Here is a 19,318-nt window from a genome sequence, read left to right as displayed (position 1 = left end):
TATGAAGATACCTGTGCAGATCAATGAAGATAGTGCTGAACCATTATATCGGCAGGTAGAGAATCAATTACGTTCTCTCATTATTGGAGGCAAATTGCAAGAGGGTACATTATTACCTTCTATTCGTGAATTTGCAGCGGATCTGAAATGTAGTGTTATTACAATTCGACGCGTGTATCAAGACTTGGAGAATGAAGGATGGTTACGTACACGCCAGGGAACAGGAACATTTGTTACCAAAGTCGAACAAGGGCAACTTACCCAGATGAGTGAAGAAAATGTACGCAAAATTCTAAATGAAGCGATTCAGAAAAGTACCGCCCTTGGATGGGATGAACAGCAGTTGCAACAATTGTTTGCAGAGCTAATCCATCAACATTTTACAACATAACATCACTATTGAATGATAAGCCTATCATATAGCTAAGGAGGAAACAGCTATGCAGGAACAATCAGTCATTTCATTACATGAAGTCTACAAAACACGAGGTCAACATACTATTGGGCCTATTAATCTTGAATTACCTCAAGGGTATATTACTGTTCTTGTCGGTGAAAATGGAGCAGGAAAAAGTACATTGTTAAATTTGATGATGCAGACCATTTATCCAGATCAAGGATGGATGACATGGTTTGGACAACCAGCCAAAGGCGAATTGCCTCTCTCGATCCGGCAACGAATCGCTTATGTATCTGAACATTCATCAATTGAAGAAAATCGCATGACTGCTCTAGATGCCGCCCATTTCCGCTCTCAATGGTATCCTAAATGGAATCAAAAAAGATTCGAACAAATGCTGACTGAATTTCAAGTACCTTCTACGACCAAGTTAAATAAAGTGTCCAAAGGACAACGGCAAAAATTTGAATTGGCTGCTGCAATAGCCACTTCACCTGATCTGCTGTTGATGGATGAACCGTCTTCTGGACTAGACCCTTTCGCATGGAAAGATATGATTCGTACCTTGCATCAACTTATGGACACCGATGATCTTAGTATTCTGATCACCACCCATCGGATGGAAGAAGTGGAACGGCTTGCTGATTATGTCATGTTGATGAATGACGGCATGATCTATGGTATACAGGAAAAAGATACACTGTATCAAACATGGAAAGAAATATGGATCAATGCAGGTGTAGGCGATGCAGATGTTATTCATAGCCTGCATGAATGTGACGGCATTGTCGCATGGGAAGCACAATCCGATCTCTCTGTACGTGTGATAACAACGAATGCTATTGAATTAGAAGAAGCCGCCGCTGAAAATAATATCCCCATCCAAACCCGCGGACTCGAATGGGAAGACTTACTATACTACTGGCGCCAAAGCGCTTGGCAGTATAAGCGCGACCCCAGTTCAATGAAAAAGTGATTTTTGCTTTAGCAAAATATCTTACGATAAGCGCTTGGCAATATAAGCGCGACCCCAGTTCAATGAAAAAGTGATTTTTGCTTTAGCAAAATATCTTACGATAAGCGCTTGGCAGTATAAGCACGACCCCAGTTCAACGAAAAAATGATTTTTGCTGATGCAAAATATCTTACGATAAGCGCTTGGCAGTATAAGCGCGACCCATGTTCAATGAAAAAATGATTTTTGCTGATGCAAAATATTTGATATGAAGGGACGATAAAGTGATGAAACCATTGGTATTGAATCAAATTATCAAACATTATGCAGGTAAAACGGCTGTAGATCAATTGTCTCTTGAAGTAGAAGCAGGAGAAATTTACGGCTTGCTTGGAGCAAATGGAGCAGGCAAAACAACAACGATGCGGATGGTACTGGGACTAATTTATCCAGATGAAGGCGAGATTCTGTATGACGGTCGTCCATATCGCAAAGAGTTACAACACAAAATGGGATATCTACCGGAAGAACGTGGATTATACCCTAAAGTCAAAATCAGTGATCAACTGGTCTATCTTGGACAATTGCGTGGTATGACTCACAAAGATGCTGTTCAAAGTCTACACAAGTGGCTAGAACGGTTTGATGCGATGGAGTATTTAGATAAACGGATAGAAGAGTTATCCAAAGGAAATCAGCAAAAAATGGGCTTTATCGCTGCTGTCATACATCATCCGAGTATTTTAATTCTCGATGAAGCATTTAGTGGACTTGATCCCGTCAATGTAGAAATGCTCAAAGAAGTGATTCAAGAATTACGGGATGATGGCACAGCGATCTTATTTTCTACTCATCGGATGGAACATGTAGAAGAGTTATGCCGTAATATGACGATACTTCGTCGTTCTAAGCCTGTATTGCAAGGAAATTTACGAGATATCAAAAACACATATCCACGCGAGAAAGTGGTCTTGCGTACAGCTCATCCATTATCTGGTTTAAGCGATATTGAAGGTATCGTGCATGTAGAGCCACAAGATGAGAACGGACGTTATCTGATCCATATTAATCAAGAGCAAGCAGCACAACAGATTTTACAATTAGCAATGCAACATGGAAATGTAGAACAGTTCGAGATCAAGGAACCAACATTGAACGAAATCTTTATTAAGGTGGTGGGCAATAATGAATAAGCTTGGACATGTCATTAATTTTACCTATCGTAATAAAGTCAAAAATAAATCGTTTCGGTGGACTACATTAACTCTTGCAGTATTGTTACTGGTTGGACTCAATGTGCCGTATTTTATTCAACTATTTTCGGGTAACAACGGTGAAGACAATATGAAGATTGGTATTGCAACCAGTAGCTACAATGAGATTGCGACTCAGATTCAGCAAGCAGCGCAAAAGCAACAAACGTTATCTTCAGCGGCAGAGGACACAGCTACGAATACAAGCAGTCAAGCCAAAGACACACAGCTACAATGGCAAGCCAAAGCAGAATCTGAATCGGTTCTTCGCCAACAGGTCGAAGACGGAAGTATTGGCGGCTATCTATTATTGCAAAAGCCGACTACAGGTGACGTGGCTTTCCCAACCGTTACGTATGTCAGTGAGAAAAATAATGCAACGATTCAAAATCTATTACAAACGGCTACTCAAACCGCCAAAGTTCAATATATTGCAGAAGGCAAGTTAACCAATACGCAGTTGGAACAGATTGGGACACCTGTTATAGTCAATCAGACTTCTATTGATGATCTGAATAAGAACTCGACAGAACCGAAAGAAAATCCAATAAAGTCCAACACTGAGAACTATATTCTAGTCTATTTGTTAATGATATTGTTCTTCTTCTCGCTTACCATTACAGGCAATATGATCGCTTCCGAGATAACAGCAGAAAAAAGTTCGCGTGTTATGGAAATTTTAATTTCCAGCCTATCTCCGCTGACTCAAATGTTCGGTAAAATTATCGGCGTTTTCTTAGTGGGACTAACACAAATTGCTTCCTATGGTATCGTGATCGCGATTAATTTATCTCTTCCATACTATCAAGAAGTACTAGCTGGATTCGATCTACATGTAAGTAATCTATCTTTGAACGTGGTTGGATTTGGATTGCTGTATTATGTACTGGGTTATTTCTTATATGCTACCTTGTTTGCAGCGATCGGTTCTATTGTGAGCCGTACAGAAGATTTAGGGCAAGCTATAGCACCGATCACCATGTTAACATTAGCGGCATTTTATATCGGAATATTTAGTATCTCGAATTCAGATTCGTTATTAATGCGTATCTCTTCCTATATTCCATTCTTCTCTCCAACGACAGTTATTGTACGTATTGGACTTGGCTCTATGCCGATCTGGGAAATTGCGATCTCGATTGCTATTCTACTGATATCGATTTTATTCTTCGGTTGGTTATCTGCTAGGATCTATCGTACCGGTGTATTAATGTATGGTAAACGTCCAACCTTGAAAGAATTACGTAAAGCAATGAAATCTTATAAATTATAGTATATAAAGAGGTGCAATATGATGAAAAAAAGAAACAATGTAAACTGGATGCATTACAGCAAAATGGGATTAGCTTTAGGAGCCCTTACCGTAGTTCTAGCAGCTTGTGGAGGTAATGCAGCTCAACCCTCTCCAACAACGGTAGAAACCACCACACCGCCAGCAACCACTGAACAACCGACAACCGATTCCGACAAGCTTACAGCGGAAGACATTCCAACAGCATTATTAGATGGTAAATATAAAGAAGTGTACGATCAATTTAGCGACGATTTTAAAAAGCAAATATCGGAGAAAGACTTTATTACTTCAGCAGAAACATCAATAAAACAAGTCAAAACATTCAACGAAGCAGCAGATATGGAGATCAACGATGCCGATGTTCGTTCATGGGTGAGTGATTCAGGTGATCTAGGATTGAATGTGACAATGGACAAGCAAGGAACGATTCTAGGGCTACAAGCTAAAGCATTAACACCAGCACCGGCTACAGATAAAGTCACTACCAAAAATGAATACGCATTTCCATTCAAAGGAGACTGGTTTGTGTTCTGGGGTGGGAATAATGCGTTGATCAATTACCATTATGAGTACGAAAGTCAGCGTTATGCGTATGACTTTATCCAGCGCAAAGATGGACACTCTTATAGTGGCGATCCACTCAAAAATGAAAGCTATTATGCTTTTGGACAACCGCTATACGCACCTGCTGATGGTAAAGTCGTATCGGTATTGAGCAATATTGCAGATAACGAGCCTGTAGGTAAAATGAACCCGGAAGTTCCTGCGGGTAATGAAGTGGTGATTGCTCACGCGAACGGGGAATACAGCGTGATCGGTCATATGAAAAAAGGATCGGCATTAGTAAAAGTTGGAGATATGGTGAAAACAGGCGATCAGCTCGGATTGGTCGGTAACTCGGGTAATTCCAGCGAAGCCCATTTACATTATCAGGTGTCTGATGGAGCTGATCTATTCAAGTCTAAAGCGATTCAAATCAAGTGGAAAGATGGAAGTGAACCTGTACAAGGCGAGACGGTTACAGCCAAGTAAATCAAAGATCATAAAAAGGATAGTCATCATGACTATCCTTTTTTGTTTTATATAAAAAGTTCAATACACCTTGAACATTTTATAGTTATCTTGATAGTACGAAATAATAAAATCACGAAAATGTGTTGCTGAAGAGGATAACGTCTTGTGTTTTACCCAGGATAAGCTAACAGGATAAGTAGTAGAGTCATCCGTAATTTGTATATAATTTAACCCCAATGTTCTACAAACGGAAATAGGAATTAAAGCGACACCCTGATCAAGCTTGATAATTTCGACCAGTAAATGGGAATCGACTTCAAATGCAATATTTGGGCTAAAGCCTGCTTTTTCACAAAGAAGAGTAGTAAACGCACTATACTCCGCATTATTCGCTAGCATGATAAATGGTTCATCAGCGACATGACTTAAAGAAATTTCATTTTCCCCTGTTAATCTGTGGTTGGAAGGTAAAACGAGAACGATATCTTCATCGACCAGTAAACAGCTGGCTAGCTCCTCATCTTGAATAGGGTGACCTGTTATTCCTAAATCAATATCCCCCTTTTTCAAATTAGTTAATATGTCGCTTTTCACTCCAATAGACTGAAGAATTTTGGATGTAGGAAAAAGATTGATATGTTCACTGATTAGTCCTGTTAGAAATCTTGGATTGGAAATGGCTATTTTTATAGTGTTAGCAAGGTGTTGTTCTTCCGATTGAATTTCGATTTGGGCATTTTCAATCTCAATAAAAATTCGGTTGACGTGCTTCAGAAGAATTTTGCCTGACGCACTCAGTTGAATATTTCTTCCTTTGCGATCAAATAGCGTTGTTCCCAGTTCGTCCTCAAGTCTTTTGATAGTCAGGCTTAAAGAAGGCTGGGCAATGTTCAATAGTTGGGCTGCTTTGGAAATGTGTTCTGTATAGGCAACAGTCTGAAAGTATTTGAGCTGAAGCAATTCCATAGATATCCCTCACTTATTTATTGGAGTAAATGTATATATACATTATTATATATTAGATTATATGTAAATATAGATGTATTATAGGTATATAAGATATATGAGTAAACACTAACCAATAAGTAACTAGATATTAAAAATTTGAGTGAAAAAGGAAGGTGCATGATGAAAATTGATATCAATAATATAGCCCGAAATCTCAACACACCATTAACTGCACCCGCTTACCCTATGCCACCCTACAAATTTATTAACCGTGAATATCTCAATATTATTTATCGGACGGATGAGAAAGCTTTACGAGCAGCCGTACCAGAACCTCTTGAAATCGGTGAACCTTTAGTCAAATTCGAAGTAATGTGGATGCCCGATGTGTCTGGATTAGGTGCTTATACTGAAGCTGGTCAAGTCATTCCTGTCCGATTTAATGGTGAGGATGGCGATTACACCCATTCGATGTACGTCGATAACTTTCCAGCGATTGCAAGTGGCCGAGAGCTTACAGCATATCCCAAAAAGTTAGGTGCGCCTAAACTTTATGTAGATTCAGATACACTAGTAGGCACGCTTGATTACGGTTCACTTCGTATAGCAAATGCCACTATGGGATATAAGCATGTTGAAATGGATAAAGAAATAGCAAAAAGTGAAATTTGTCGACCTAATTTCATGGTTAAAATTGCTACAGATTACAATGGGAATTTAAAGATTTGTGATTTGGTACGAACACAAATAACGAATATAGAGGTTAAATGGGCTTGGACTGGGCCTGCTAGACTTCAATTATTTGAACACGCACTGGCACCGCTTGCCGATCTGCCTGTTTTGGAAGTTGTTTCAGCATCTCATATTCTTACAGATTTAACATTGAATGCGGCACAACCTGTATATAATTACCTAGAAGAACAATAAGGGAGATTTTTAAATGAGAATTGCAGTCTTAGGAGCAGGTTCTTTGGGAACCATAGTAGGAGCATATCTTGCTGCTGGAGGAATAGACGTTGAGTTGATTGATGCTTACCAAGAACATGTAGATACTCTCAACCAAGTAGGAGCTAAAGTCATTGGTACTACCGAATTTCAGGCTAAGGTGAAAGCTATTACCCCTGAAAACAAGTCAGGGAAATATGATTTAGTCTTACTGTTAACCAAACAATTATATAACGACTCTGTACTTGAAGAGTTGCTTCCATTCTTGAACGAAGATAGTGTGGTCTGTTCTTTACAAAACGGTATACCTGAACAGAAAGTAGCTTCTATTGTTGGTGAGGAACGTGTTATTGCAGGTTCTGTTGAATTTGGCGCTACATTTATTGAACCCGGCGTATCCAAACTCACAACCGATTATACTCAATTTAAAGAGTACGCTTTTCAAATTGGAGAATTAAACGGTGAAACGACAGCAAGAATCCAGCGTATTAAATCGGTTTTGGATCTTGTAGGCGGAACACATATTTCCGATAATTTAGTAGGAACAAAATGGTCGAAATTGCTGATTAACAATGCATTCAGTGGTTTATCCGCAGCATTAAACGGGGAATATGGAGATATTCTTGATCATGACATGGGTATTGTTAGTGCTGTTCATATCGCAGATGAGACAATAAAAGTTGGACACGCCAATGGGGTCACATTTGCCAAAATGGGTGGATTTGACTTGGAATCTCTAGAATTAACAAGCGAACATGATGTGCCTGAACGTATCCAAACCTTTAGAGTCGTCATGGAACCCTCTAGATTGCTAAGAGCAAGTATGCTTCAAGATCTGGAGAAAAAACGTAAAACTGAAATCGATTATATTAATGGAGTGGTTCCACAAATGGCAGAAGGCACTGGAATTTCCACACCATTTAACGATTTGGTTATAGCACAGATCAAATTTGCTGAAGAATCTCAAACGGTGCCTAACTTTGATACTAATATCAAAGCATTTGAGAAGTTATTGAGCATCCCACAGAATAAGTGATATATCAACAACATGTAAAGGACTTCCAAGCATAAGGAAGTCCTTTTTTTCGTTAGAACCAATATAGATTGTATTCTTTTAGTTGAGATCCACGATGAATTAGTTTAGACGTACCATTTGAACAATATGTTCTGCCACATTTTGTTGGCTTAGTTTGGTTTGTTCAGAAGTATGCAGAGTAACAGCTTCATTAATCATGTGGGCATAGATTTGTACATACAAAGTACGTTCTTCAGCATATATATCCTGCATTGCCAGATCCAAATAGTTCTTTAGAGCAACGATTAATTTAGAAGAGAGTAGCGGAATGATTTTTGAGTAATTCCGAAGGCACTTTTGTTTAACTTGCTGGTGATATTCAAAGGCTGCGAATACTAATTGCATTATCGTTTCTTTGGTAAATGCGCACACACCATTTGTATGCTGTTGAACAAGTTCTTCGGAGGATTGCCGTATAATTTCATCGAGTAATTCATATTTATCTTGGAAATGAGCATAGAAAGTGGCTCTATTGATTTGGGCACGTTCGGTTAAATTTTGTATGGTTATTTTATCCACATCTTTTTCTGAGATGAGTTCAAAAAGTGCTTCAAAAATCGATTCTCTTGTTCGAGTGGTGCGTATATTTCGTACTTTCATTCCCATTCATTCAACTCCTTTGTTTAAACCAACATATCGCTCATATTGTTGGTTGTTACTCCATACTGTTCCAGATAAGATTGAACTACTAAAGCAACTACTGTTGTAATAGTATAATCCTACGAAGGCGGTTAGTCTATTCAGAACGATTAAAGAGTAAGGTAAGGAGCAACATCTTATTCAGCTAACCATGTAATCAATCACAAAGTTATTCAAAATAAAACAGTGGAGGAATTAGATATGAAACTTACAGGGAATACGATTTTTATTACAGGTGGCGGTTCAGGAATTGGACGTGCGCTAGCAGAAGCATTGCACCATCTTGGTAACAAAGTCATCATTTCAGGTCGCAGAAAAGAGCGTCTGGAGGAAGTTCTGAGTGCTAATCCCGGAATGTCAGCAGTTGAATTGGATATACAAGATCTTTCCAGTATTGAGGCAACATCCAAGCAACTTATTCAGGACTTTCCCGAATTGAATGTCTTATTTAACAACGCAGGTATTATGCTTTTCGATGAGGCTGTGGGTGTCATAAATGAGGAGATTCTGATTTCAACCGTTTCTACCAACTTACTTGGACCGATCCGCATAACATCGTCATTGATCGAACATTTGAAGTCTAAAGAAGACGCTGTGATTATCAATACAACTTCTGCGGTTGGATTTATTCCCTATGCGGCAACAGCGATCTATTCAGCGACCAAAGCAGCACTTCATTCTTACACATTATCCCAACGTTATTTGCTAAAAGACACCACCGTAAAAGTACTCGAAATCATACCGCCGGGTGTTCAGACAGAACTTATGACAGATCTGAGTAAAGATCCGCATGCTATGCCACTTGAAGACTTTATTAAAGAAACAATACGATTACTGGGTACAGATACAGAAGAAGTAATCGTTGAGCAAGCAAAAATGATTCGTGATCAACAAGGTTCTAATGAAGGCGCTTTTGTTACTCAACTGAACGATATGGCATCACAAATATAAGTTATATCTAATGATTACATCAAAAGAGCCGTTATTGATAATGGCTCTTTTGCTTTGAGAATGATAGAATTACAAGCCCAGATCTTCAGCAGCTTTGAGATGTCTTCGAATCAATTCTGCTTTAACATATAAAGGTTCTTCTACAACAATATCTGAGCCGAAAGCGAGCAAAGAAGAGAAAAACCAATCATCTTTAATCAGTGTTCCAGATACTCGTAACTGTTGCTCATTTTCGTTAAAGATGTATTGACTATCGAACCATTCATAAACTTTATGAGCTACATTTTTGGGAAATAACAGTTCTACATGAATCATATGATTAGGATCTACATAATTATTTTGATACGGAACGGGGACATCCATGTACTCTTTTTCGATTTTTAAGGGGAGCGTTTGATAATTTTTGATCCGTAATAGTTTGAACATTCTAAAATCGTTTTTATTTTTACAATATCCATGTACATACCAGTCTTTAAACTTAAATATAAGTTTTAAAGGATCAACCGTACGCATACTTTCTTCGCCCATAGCATTGATATAGTCGAATTGTATAACTTGTTTATTCAAAATAGCTTGCTTGAGTTGGTTAAACAATTCTTGCTCATGATCGGTACTTTGCCATCTTGAAAAATCGACTTCAACCCAGTCTAAATTTCGATGGTTCTGTTTCTGATCAAATAACGCTAATAATCGATTTAATACTTTTGTTTCGTCTATATTGGGGACCGTACTCAAACTTTTCAACGCTAATAACACTTCGCTTTGTTCTTTATCAGGAATAAAAGATTTGTCTAGTACATAGTTATCCATTAAATGTACACCGCCATTTTTTCCTGTAGTTGTGTACACAGGAATGCCTGCTATAGATAAGGCTTCGATATCTCTATATATAGTCCGCAAAGATACTTCAAAATGTGTCGCTAATGCACTGGAAGTCATTTTTCGTTTATGTATTAACATCATCAATATTTCGAATAACCGATTTGATTTCATAACATATCCACCTATCTATAACATAAATAACGATACATTAAATAATATAATTATATTATGACATAGTTTGTCAGGGTTTAAACAGTATACTTAAAATACAAATGATTTTGATCTACGAATGAAAATAGAATAATAGAAATGAAGTAAAAATGATAGAACGTAAGTGTAGGAGGGACATTTAATGTTGCAACTGGTTTGGTTTAAAAGAGACATTCGCTTATTTGATCATCAAGCTATTCATCATGCAGTAGCTACAGGCGAAAAAGTTCTATTTATGTATATTGCTGAACCTTCAATTTGGCAGGCAGGTGATTTAGCCAAACGCCATTTTACATTTATGCAACAAAGTTTAGAAGATATACAACAGTCTTTAAGAAAAATAGGAGGAGAATTATACGTAGCGATCGGTGAAATGGAATCGATTTTAGATGATATTTATAAAATGTATGGAGCTTTTCGTATGCACAGTCATTATGAGCATGGGATTCAACCTACTTTTGATCGCGATCTACGTGTTAAACGCTGGATGCATGAACATACATGCCTATGGACAGAGTATGCTGATTTTCCTGTGGTCAGGGGAAAAAATGCACCTAGAAGAAGAGATTTTTTAAAAGAATGGATAAAAGAAACGATTCTTGCTATTCCCCGACAGGTTTTTTCGTTATCAACAGTTCCTAACGGACTCACCAATGATCTCACTATTTTGGAATCATTGCAGGTTCCCGGTGAAGAAAGAGCAATCGATATACGTGGTGGTGAAAAAGAAGGCATTGCCTATGCAAAGCGCTTTTTTGAAGAAAAGTATATGCGGTACAACATAAATATGAATAAGCCTTATGTTGCGCCTTCCTCATCTAGTATCATATCCCCTTATCTGACATGGGGAAATATTTCGTTAAAATCTTTGATGCGTGCGGTGCAAAAGCATATGAAACATTTAAAACAGACTGCGAATCCATCAGAATATGATTTTTTATTTGAACAATTGAAGTCTTTCCAAGCACGTCTAGAATGGCGAAGTAGCTTTGTACAGACGGTTGAGAACTTTCCTATGATGCATATTAGGTCATTAGATTCTAGATTTGAAGGTATACGTCATCAGAATCCTGAATTATTGAATGCTTATATTAAAGGTGAAACAGGATTACCATTTCTGGATGCCTGTATGCGTAGCTTACAACAAACAGGATGGATTAATTTTAAACAGCGAGCCATGTTAGCGACATTTGGATGTAACGTTTTGCTTTTAGATTGGCGAGTGGTTGGCAAGGTTTTGGCTCATGCTTTTACTGATTATGATCCAGGGATTCACTGGAAACAGATGCAACTTCAATCTGGTATTGATCCTAAACATCATATTCCAATGCATAATGTGATTAAGCAGGGTAAAGAAAATGACCCTAAAGGTGAATTTATCAAATTATATATTCCTGAATTGCGTCATTTGGATAATACAAATATCCATGAACCATGGAGTCTTGAAATCAATCCCTATATCACACCTATTATTGACCTCAAACAGTCGATGGATGATCATAAAAAACTATTATATGGGATAAAAAAGAACGGTCATGCCAGTGAGTAGATTCATTTATGTGGCTAGAAATAAGAAGGAGTGAATGGGGTGAACAAGACTAAAATCGTACAGATGTATAAGATATTAAGCCATACTCAGCCTACTTTTGAAGAAACAGACAATGACTGGATTACTCACGGATTAAACAGTACTCCTTTTAAACTATTAGTATCTGTAGCGATTTCTACTATGACTCATGATAAAAGAACAGTCAAAGCTTGCATAGCACTATATGAAAAGATTTCTACACCGCAAGAATTAATTGAACTTGAAGATGAGGAGTTAGCTACTTTAATCAAACCTGCTGCTCATTATAATCGCAAAACCAAAAGCTTAAAAAAAATGTGTCATCAACTTATAGAACAATATGATGGAGAAGTTCCACAAACCAAAGAGGAGCTGATGGAGCTCAGCGGAATAGGTCGGAAGTGTGCAGATATTATGATGCATTTCAGTGTAGGAGAGCCTAGTATTGCTGTAGATACTCATGTTCATCGTGTATTGAATCGTCTAGGCGTAGTAAATACACGTTCTAGTGAAGAAACGGCTGATGTTATCAATACAATCACACCTCAACAATATAAACAGCATGCACATGAATGGTTAATTGGTCATGGAATGGAAATATGTAAAGCACGGGCTCCCAAATGTAAAGAATGTGCACTTCGAGATTGGTGTCAATATAATCAGACTCGCGCGATAGGTTAGATATAAAGAAGGACAGTCTACATACCTGTCCTTTTTAGTATGTTATAAAAGGTAATCTAGAATGAAGGTATCTGTTGTGATCAATATATTATAATTCCACTCTCAAATTACCTAGCATTTTGGCGATCTCTGGATCAAGGTAAGATAAGAAAAGACTTTCTCCTGTATCTAGAGTAGCAATTTGCTCCATTTCTTCTCTACTCAGTTCAAAGCTGAAAATATCAAAATTCTCAGCAAGACGTTCTCGACGTACTGACTTGGGAATTACGACAACATCGCGTTGAACAAGCCAGCGTAATATGACTTGGGCGACTGATTTGGAATGCTTTTCAGCAATAGAAGTTAGTAATTCGTTACTAAACATCTGATTACGTCCTTCTGCAAAAGGCCCCCAGGATTGGATCTGTACACCTTGTTCTTTCATAAAAGTAGCGTTATCGATCTGTTGATGAAAAGGATGGGTTTCGACTTGATTGATCGCAGGTAGGATGTCATTATGCACGATTAGATCCATTAAACGATCAGGTAAAAAGTTGCTAACACCGATCGCTTTGATTTTCCCTTCCTTATAGAGTTCTTCCATCGCCCGCCAAGCTCCATAATAATCACCGAATGGCTGATGAATTAGATATAGATCTAGATAGTCGACTTGAAGTTTCTGTAAAGACTTGGCAAAAGCGGCTTTGGCACTCTCGTAGCCAGCATCTTGAATCCAGAGCTTGGTTGTAATAAATAATTCTTCGCGGGGCACACCACTACGCTGGATAGCATGTCCTACCGCTTCTTCGTTCATATAGCCAGCCGCTGTATCAATCAAACGATATCCAATTTGTAACGCTTCATAGACAGCATTTTCACATTCTTCTGCATCTGGAATCTGATAGACACCAAAGCCTAAGATGGGCATAGTAACACCATTATTCAATGTGACAGTTTGCATGATTATTCCTCCTGTACTGGTTCTGTATTTGAAATAGCAAAGGATCACTCATCTATATACATAGCGCGTGAATATAGATTCTGCTTGTGATATGTTTGCAGTATAATGAGCTTATTCCCTTCGTGCTACACGAAGTCAAGCGATTCTCTATCATGAATTTGGAAAGGTGGATATGGCGATGCTTACTGTAAAAGAAGCTGCTCTGATAACAGGACTTACTGAACATGCTGTACGCTTTTACACCGATAAAGGATTAGTGCCTAGTGTCCAACGTAACAAAAATAATATTCGGTTATTTGATGAAGAATCGATCAACTGGTTGTATGGAGCAAGATGTCTCAAGCAGACAGGAATGCCAATTGAAACGATCAAATTATATGTTGACCTTTGCTTAGAAGGAGATGCTACTATTCCTCAGCGCAATGAAATGATGATGGAATACAAAGAAGTGGCTTTGATCCAACTACAAGAAGCACAAAAGCGGGTAGCCCATTTGGAACAAAAAACGATTCAATATCAGGCTATTCTCACGGAGGGTATTCCTGATACGACCAATCCTCGTACATGGGGACAAAATAAAGCGATATCTGCAACGCCCACACATTCCTAAGTTTCAGTGACAACAAGGAAAGATTTACCTTATATCAAAATCGTTTGGCTGTCTTATTACTACTTTAAAATAAATCATCAAAAAGCTCTTTAGTCTTTAATAGACTAAAGAGCTTTTTAATTATAAATATACTTATATTTATTTACTTATTGAAACAAGTGGCAGTGAATAATAATAAAATTCAGCGGAAATTTTAAATCCAACAGACTGGTAAAGACTTAACGCTTGCCGATTTGCTGTCACTACACTTAAACGAATCTCAGTATATTGTTGATCTTGTAATAAAGTAATCAGTTGAGCAAGAATATTTCGACCATAGCCATTACCTTGAACAGTAGGAAGTACACAAAAATCATGTATAACTGCGGTGCTGGTTTGAATCGTATTGACTCGAATCATTCCGACAGGATGTGATTTGTCTAGAGCCAGATAAGTTAATCGTGTAGGTTCTTTGCTTGTGTTCTCCAGATACTCTTTGGTCCAGGACGCTGAATCTCCAAACGCTTGTACAAAACAGTAGACGAGAAAGGCGATATCTTTTTTCTCGGCAACTTTTAAATGAAGATGATTGTAGCAAGCGATATTATCCTGTATAGAGTTAAAAGTCATTGAGAATTGAGAATGACTCAAATCAGCGTCAATATGCTGTATACAATCTATACCTGATTGGGAATTAGAAGGGATTCTAAACAAACAATGTTGTATATCTATATGATGCATATCAGCGAGGGCATTGTTTAATAGACTTCTAAAGATACCATTACGACGGAAATCTGGATGAACCATAGCATTGATGTTAGCTTCAATCCTATCCGACGTATACCAGCTTAAAAATCCGATAAGCTGATCTTCGTTATAGCACAGAAAAGCCTCATCTCCATGTACTTCTTTCAAACTTTCTATACCCACCCGTAAGTTAGATGCGTCAAAGCTTGCACATCTTTTTTCTAATAATCGAATTTGATCAATTTGCTGATCTGAAAAATCAGTCATTTTGCTAATCGTATATGTTGGCATGACTTTAGTATTGCTTAAATGATAGAGAGAATCAACAAGAAAATAGAAAGGATATAGGGCCATTCTAGCAAGTATTTAACATTATTTTCATTTATAAAAATTTTTGATTATAATTTATATTCTCTTGCATAATTCGACATATTCGTTTACTATTTTCCCATAACATAGTGCTTCAGACATATGATTTTTGGGTAGGGGTATTCAAAAAGTTTGCTTTGATCAGAGGGGAAGAAAGCGAATGATCGGTTTTTTTAGAAAACGGTTAGTGGTACGTATTATTGCTTTTGTTACATTGGTTATTACTATTATTGTTGTTGGAAGTATATTGCTACAGATCGCTAATATGAGATCAGCCGCACAAGGCGCTATTTCAAGTTACAATATTCAAATTGCGCAGAGTTATGTGAACCAGTTGGACAAAGCCTCGTATGCAACATTTGCGAAAGACCCCAAAGAAAACGATATGTTTCTGAAGATTCGTGATGAACTGGATGATTTTCGTGAACGTATTGGTGCTATGTATGTTTATTTTGTCAAAATAGACGATAAAGGTACCCCTCTTATTATGATAGACGGCATGAAAGATCCGGATAAAGCTTCCGCTATCAATGAGGTTACCGATATTCCTGTAGAAGCGATTCAAAAGTTACAGCAAGGAGAAACAGCTAGTTCTCCTGTTATTAACAATCCCGAATATGGGAACTATATTTCGTCGTATGCACCGATTCTCGATAGTAATGGCGTGCTTATCGGTGTTCTTGGTATTGATACAGCAGTCTCCATTATCGGAAGTGTAGAATCCGATATTATCCAACAAAGTATTCCGTTCTATGGTTTGCTGGTCTTGATTACGATTGTGGGGATAGCGATTGTGATGTGGTTTATTATTAGAGGATTACGTCCACTGAAGCCACTCAAAGCAAGTGTGGAAAAAATGGCACAAGGCGAACTTGCAGCCGCCCATCAGATTTTAACCTCATACCGCTTACGGAGTGAAGATGAGATAGGAACGACTTATCAGGCGATGATGCATATGTCAGGTCATCTGAACAAAATGGTAAGCGATATGGTGGAAGGTGTAGTTGTAACGACAGACATTTTATCAGAATCGACCAAGCAGTTTAACCATAATACTCAAGAAATGTTAGCCATGAGCACCACAGTCTATCAATCGGTTGAACAGATTAGACATGGTGCACGTACTCAAAAGCAAGGTGCAAGTGATAGTGCGCATGCGATGGAAGAGATCGCTAAAGGCATTACAGAGATATCGGAATCTTCTATGGCGGTATCGGATGCGGCTACAAGTGCGCTAACGACCGTAGAATCAGGTAAACAAAGTATGTCACGTATGAAAAAGCAAATGGAACATATTTCAGATGTGTCGGGTAAAGTCGTATTGAGAGTCGAAGTGTTAACTAATTATTCGCAAGAGATTGGTACTGCATTACAAGCAGTGCGTGACTTTGCCAGTCAGACCAAATTGTTAGCGTTAAATGCGTCTATTGAAGCGGCACATGCAGGTGAGCAGGGCAAAGGATTTGCTGTAGTTGCTGCTGAGGTCAGAAAGCTTGCAGAAGCTTCAAGCACTTCTATGGAAAATATCTCGAACTTGTTATTGCATATTCAACAAGAATCTCAGCAGATTGGTTCACAGGTTGGAGTGACCGTGCAAGAAATTGGACAAGGAGTGACACTGACTGCTGAAGCAGAATTAGCATTTGCTCAGGTCTTGGATACGTTCCAAACGGTGACTGCACGTATTCAAGAAGTCTCTACAGCAGCTGAAGAAATATCGGCAGGTTCAGAAGAAGCAGCGGCTTCTGTCCATACGATTGCTCAGATTTCGGTAGAAGTATCGGATCATTCGGATGAAATCTATCGTTTGATCCGTGAACAAGCAACCATGTTCGAAAGTGTAGCACAGACCTCTACTGTATTAGAACAACAGACTCATGAAATGAATAAAGCGATAAAAACAGTAAAAGTCTAATTATAGAGCGCTAAAGTGATTGTCTGATTAGAACTGAAAATATATAGCAACGATTTCTCAAAATCTAAAATAAACACCCCAAAAAGTAGAGTGCATCGTTATATGCCTTCTACTTTTTTTAGATGGGCGAGATTATGAAGGTTGTATCATTTAGATGAATACATAGAATACAATAATTGTAGAGTTAAATAGCAAGGAGCGATGCAGAGATGAATACTATACCGTCAATCAAACAACGATATGATTTACTGTTTCCAGATGAGGTGATCACACCACAGGTAGTGACTAAGATTGAGCAACAATTACAGTTGCAATTACCTGACGATTTTAAAGAGATCGCTTTATTTTTTAATGGAGGGTTAGTTGGGGGTATTTCTATATTTAGTTATGCCAATCATCATCCTAATCTAATCGAAGAAACACTCCGCTTACGAAAAGACATTCAATTTCCTCATTCGTTGGTGTTTTTAGCAGAGCCTGCGGGAAGTATGATCGTCTTGGATACAGCAACTACTCCATCGGTGATCTGGTGCGATAGCATCGATGTCTATCAAGTGCATGACCGATCATTTCAAGTAGCGCCTGATACATGGGATACGTTTAGTGACTTTTTTGCATATCTCCTGACACAAGAAGAACAAGAAGCATAAACGTTATACCAAATTGATAAGGTTTATATCATGAAGCTATTGAATAGAGAACAAATATTAGAGTTATATCTATCTACAGATATACACGATGACATTTATATCGATCTTTAAGTAGATGTAAATCTTTGCATATTGATCTACAATAAATACAATCATACAGATGTTATGTAGATCAGCGGAGGGTACATATGGATATAGAGCAAGAACATGCGTATAGGTATTTGATTCGTATATTTGGAACGATCGTACTGATGATCACTAGCTATAATGAATATGCGAATTATGGAGTATTTAATCAGTATGGCACTTTATTGATTTTACTTCTCTATGTATCTATTATTTGGATTCCCAAAATATGGCGTAGTCGAACCATATACATTATTTTGTCTACAGTCATTATCAGTACAGCATTATATCTTCATTATCAGTATGGATCTGTGAATTCAAGTTTATTATGGCCGTTATTATTTTTGAGTATATTTATCAATCGTAATTACCGGTATGTCACGATCGTCGTGAGTCTGGTTACGATCACAGTGATTGTATTGGTTTATGCTTTTTCTTTTGGGAGTTTGTTGGCGATTATCGGTGTTTTTCTAGTCGTACGCAGTTCTCAAATTCGTCAAAATGCTTATGCTTTGACCAAATCACATCTGGAGCAATTAGATCAAGCGCATAAAGAGTTACAAGAAGCCCATCTGGAACTGCAAGAAGCAAGTGCTCATTCCGTACGTTATGCCGCATTAGAAGAACGAACACGTCTAGCGCGAGAAATACACGATGGATTAGGGCATCAACTGACATCGCTTATTATTCAATTACAAGCTTTGGAGATTATGCAATCTACAGAACCCCAGCATATGCCAGAGCGCATCAAGCAATTAATAGGCATCGCTCGTCAAGCTCTTACAGAGGTACGTATAGCTGTTAAAGAATGGTCAAATGATGAGATGGGCTTAGGATTGGTCGCTTTAAAAGGATTAATTACACAAACAGGGCAACGTTCTGCGCTCAAGCTTACTTTTGTAGAAGATTCTCCCATAACAGAATGGTCGATTCAGACCAGTATTGTGTTGTATCGAGTCCTACAAGAATCATTAACCAATGTACTTCGTCATGCACAAGCGGATACTGCTTCAGTCCATATTGAAGAAAAAGATCAGCACGTCTATTTACGTATTGCCGATAATGGAATCTATACAAATAAAGATGCTGTAAAGATAGGCTATGGATTAAAAAGTATGATTGAACGTTGTAAGCAACAAGGAGGAACCTGTCAATTTGAGCCTGTGTTACCTCATGGTTTCTGTATTCAAGCTATGATTCCGATCGGAAATCCAATCCAACCTTAAGG

At 38.0% G+C, this 19,318-nt stretch carries 19 protein-coding genes; 14 read left to right on the top strand and 5 right to left on the bottom strand.

The window, feature by feature from the left end:
- Position 1: 1 nt before the first annotated feature.
- The 5 genes from PTI45_RS20730 to PTI45_RS20710 all read left to right on the top strand — a co-directional run bounded on the left by PTI45_RS20730 (position 2) and on the right by PTI45_RS20710 (position 4,934).
- A complete protein-coding gene (locus PTI45_RS20730) occupies positions 2 to 391 on the top strand; it encodes a GntR family transcriptional regulator (RefSeq protein WP_069329487.1) in 390 nt (129 codons plus the stop codon).
- Between the two features lie 49 nt (positions 392 to 440).
- Positions 441 to 1,376 (top strand): ATP-binding cassette domain-containing protein, encoded by a 936-nt coding sequence (locus PTI45_RS20725; RefSeq protein WP_069329486.1) that lies wholly within the window; start codon positions 441 to 443, stop codon positions 1,374 to 1,376.
- Positions 1,377 to 1,642: 266 nt separating this feature from the next.
- Positions 1,643 to 2,548, top strand: a complete 906-nt coding sequence (locus PTI45_RS20720) for an ABC transporter ATP-binding protein (protein WP_069329485.1) — start codon at positions 1,643 to 1,645, stop codon at positions 2,546 to 2,548.
- The gene (locus PTI45_RS20715) at positions 2,541 to 3,881 is read left to right on the top strand and encodes an ABC transporter permease (protein WP_069329484.1); all 1,341 of its coding nucleotides are present in this window, start codon (positions 2,541 to 2,543) and stop codon (positions 3,879 to 3,881) included. The genes PTI45_RS20720 and PTI45_RS20715 overlap by 8 nt, the downstream gene beginning before the upstream one ends.
- Before the next feature lie 21 nt (positions 3,882 to 3,902).
- Positions 3,903 to 4,934, top strand: a complete 1,032-nt coding sequence (locus tag PTI45_RS20710) for a peptidoglycan DD-metalloendopeptidase family protein (protein ID WP_245703524.1) — start codon at positions 3,903 to 3,905, stop codon at positions 4,932 to 4,934.
- Positions 4,935 to 4,994: 60 nt separating this feature from the next.
- On the opposite strand, the gene PTI45_RS20705 is transcribed toward PTI45_RS20710, so the two are convergent.
- Positions 4,995 to 5,882, bottom strand: coding sequence for a LysR family transcriptional regulator (locus tag PTI45_RS20705; RefSeq protein WP_069329483.1), 888 nt, complete (start codon positions 5,880 to 5,882; stop codon positions 4,995 to 4,997).
- Between the two features lie 162 nt (positions 5,883 to 6,044).
- On the opposite strand from PTI45_RS20705, the gene PTI45_RS20700 reads away from it, so the two are divergent.
- Entirely contained in the window at positions 6,045 to 6,791 is a 747-nt protein-coding gene (locus PTI45_RS20700; protein WP_083243653.1) for an acetoacetate decarboxylase, read from the top strand.
- Positions 6,792 to 6,804: 13 nt separating this feature from the next.
- Positions 6,805 to 7,845: a ketopantoate reductase family protein gene (locus PTI45_RS20695; protein ID WP_069329481.1), complete on the top strand. Its 1,041-nt coding sequence runs from the start codon at positions 6,805 to 6,807 to the stop codon at positions 7,843 to 7,845.
- A 99-nt stretch (positions 7,846 to 7,944) separates the two neighbouring features.
- Here PTI45_RS20695 and PTI45_RS20690 read toward each other — a convergent pair whose 3' ends face one another.
- Complete coding sequence (locus PTI45_RS20690) at positions 7,945 to 8,490, bottom strand: TetR/AcrR family transcriptional regulator (RefSeq protein ID WP_069329480.1); 546 nt, start codon at positions 8,488 to 8,490, stop codon at positions 7,945 to 7,947.
- Positions 8,491 to 8,724: 234 nt separating this feature from the next.
- On the opposite strand from PTI45_RS20690, the gene PTI45_RS20685 reads away from it, so the two are divergent.
- Entirely contained in the window at positions 8,725 to 9,474 is a 750-nt protein-coding gene (locus tag PTI45_RS20685) for an SDR family oxidoreductase (RefSeq protein ID WP_069329479.1), read from the top strand.
- A 69-nt stretch (positions 9,475 to 9,543) separates the two neighbouring features.
- On the opposite strand, the gene PTI45_RS20680 is transcribed toward PTI45_RS20685, so the two are convergent.
- Complete coding sequence (locus PTI45_RS20680) at positions 9,544 to 10,467, bottom strand: helix-turn-helix transcriptional regulator (protein WP_069329478.1); 924 nt, start codon at positions 10,465 to 10,467, stop codon at positions 9,544 to 9,546.
- A 181-nt stretch (positions 10,468 to 10,648) separates the two neighbouring features.
- Between PTI45_RS20680 and PTI45_RS20675 the strand changes: the two genes are divergently transcribed.
- Positions 10,649 to 12,055 carry an FAD-binding domain-containing protein gene (locus tag PTI45_RS20675; protein ID WP_069329477.1) on the top strand — a complete coding sequence of 469 codons (1,407 nt, stop codon included), beginning with the start codon at positions 10,649 to 10,651 and terminating at the stop codon, positions 12,053 to 12,055.
- A 39-nt stretch (positions 12,056 to 12,094) separates the two neighbouring features.
- Positions 12,095 to 12,754 (top strand): endonuclease III domain-containing protein, encoded by a 660-nt coding sequence (locus PTI45_RS20670; RefSeq protein WP_217492701.1) that lies wholly within the window; start codon positions 12,095 to 12,097, stop codon positions 12,752 to 12,754.
- Between the two features lie 88 nt (positions 12,755 to 12,842).
- Here PTI45_RS20670 and PTI45_RS20665 read toward each other — a convergent pair whose 3' ends face one another.
- The gene (locus tag PTI45_RS20665; RefSeq protein WP_069329476.1) at positions 12,843 to 13,694 is read right to left on the bottom strand and encodes an aldo/keto reductase; all 852 of its coding nucleotides are present in this window, start codon (positions 13,692 to 13,694) and stop codon (positions 12,843 to 12,845) included.
- Between the two features lie 178 nt (positions 13,695 to 13,872).
- Here PTI45_RS20665 and PTI45_RS20660 point away from each other — a divergent pair, with 178 nt between their 5' ends.
- Positions 13,873 to 14,304 carry a MerR family transcriptional regulator gene (locus PTI45_RS20660; RefSeq protein ID WP_069329475.1) on the top strand — a complete coding sequence of 144 codons (432 nt, stop codon included), beginning with the start codon at positions 13,873 to 13,875 and terminating at the stop codon, positions 14,302 to 14,304.
- 138 nt (positions 14,305 to 14,442) lie between these two features.
- Here PTI45_RS20660 and PTI45_RS20655 read toward each other — a convergent pair whose 3' ends face one another.
- On the bottom strand, positions 14,443 to 15,321 hold the full coding sequence (locus PTI45_RS20655; RefSeq protein WP_069329474.1) for a GNAT family N-acetyltransferase: 879 nt from the start codon (positions 15,319 to 15,321) through the stop codon (positions 14,443 to 14,445).
- Positions 15,322 to 15,559: 238 nt separating this feature from the next.
- Between PTI45_RS20655 and PTI45_RS20650 the strand changes: the two genes are divergently transcribed.
- The 3 genes from PTI45_RS20650 (at position 15,560) to PTI45_RS20640 (ending at position 19,316) form a co-directional block, all read left to right on the top strand.
- A complete protein-coding gene (locus tag PTI45_RS20650; RefSeq protein WP_069329473.1) occupies positions 15,560 to 17,314 on the top strand; it encodes a methyl-accepting chemotaxis protein in 1,755 nt (584 codons plus the stop codon).
- A gap of 209 nt (positions 17,315 to 17,523) precedes the next feature.
- The gene (locus PTI45_RS20645; protein ID WP_069329472.1) at positions 17,524 to 17,964 is read left to right on the top strand and encodes an SMI1/KNR4 family protein; all 441 of its coding nucleotides are present in this window, start codon (positions 17,524 to 17,526) and stop codon (positions 17,962 to 17,964) included.
- Positions 17,965 to 18,152: 188 nt separating this feature from the next.
- Positions 18,153 to 19,316, top strand: a complete 1,164-nt coding sequence (locus tag PTI45_RS20640; RefSeq protein WP_069329471.1) for a sensor histidine kinase — start codon at positions 18,153 to 18,155, stop codon at positions 19,314 to 19,316.
- The last annotated feature ends 2 nt before the right edge of the window (positions 19,317 to 19,318 follow it).

The organism is Paenibacillus nuruki, assembly GCF_001721045.1.
GTDB classification, from domain to species: Bacteria; Bacillota; Bacilli; order Paenibacillales; family Paenibacillaceae; genus Saccharibacillus; species Saccharibacillus nuruki.
Note: the sequence above shows the minus strand (reverse complement) of the source record. Positions and strands in the feature narration are given on the sequence as shown.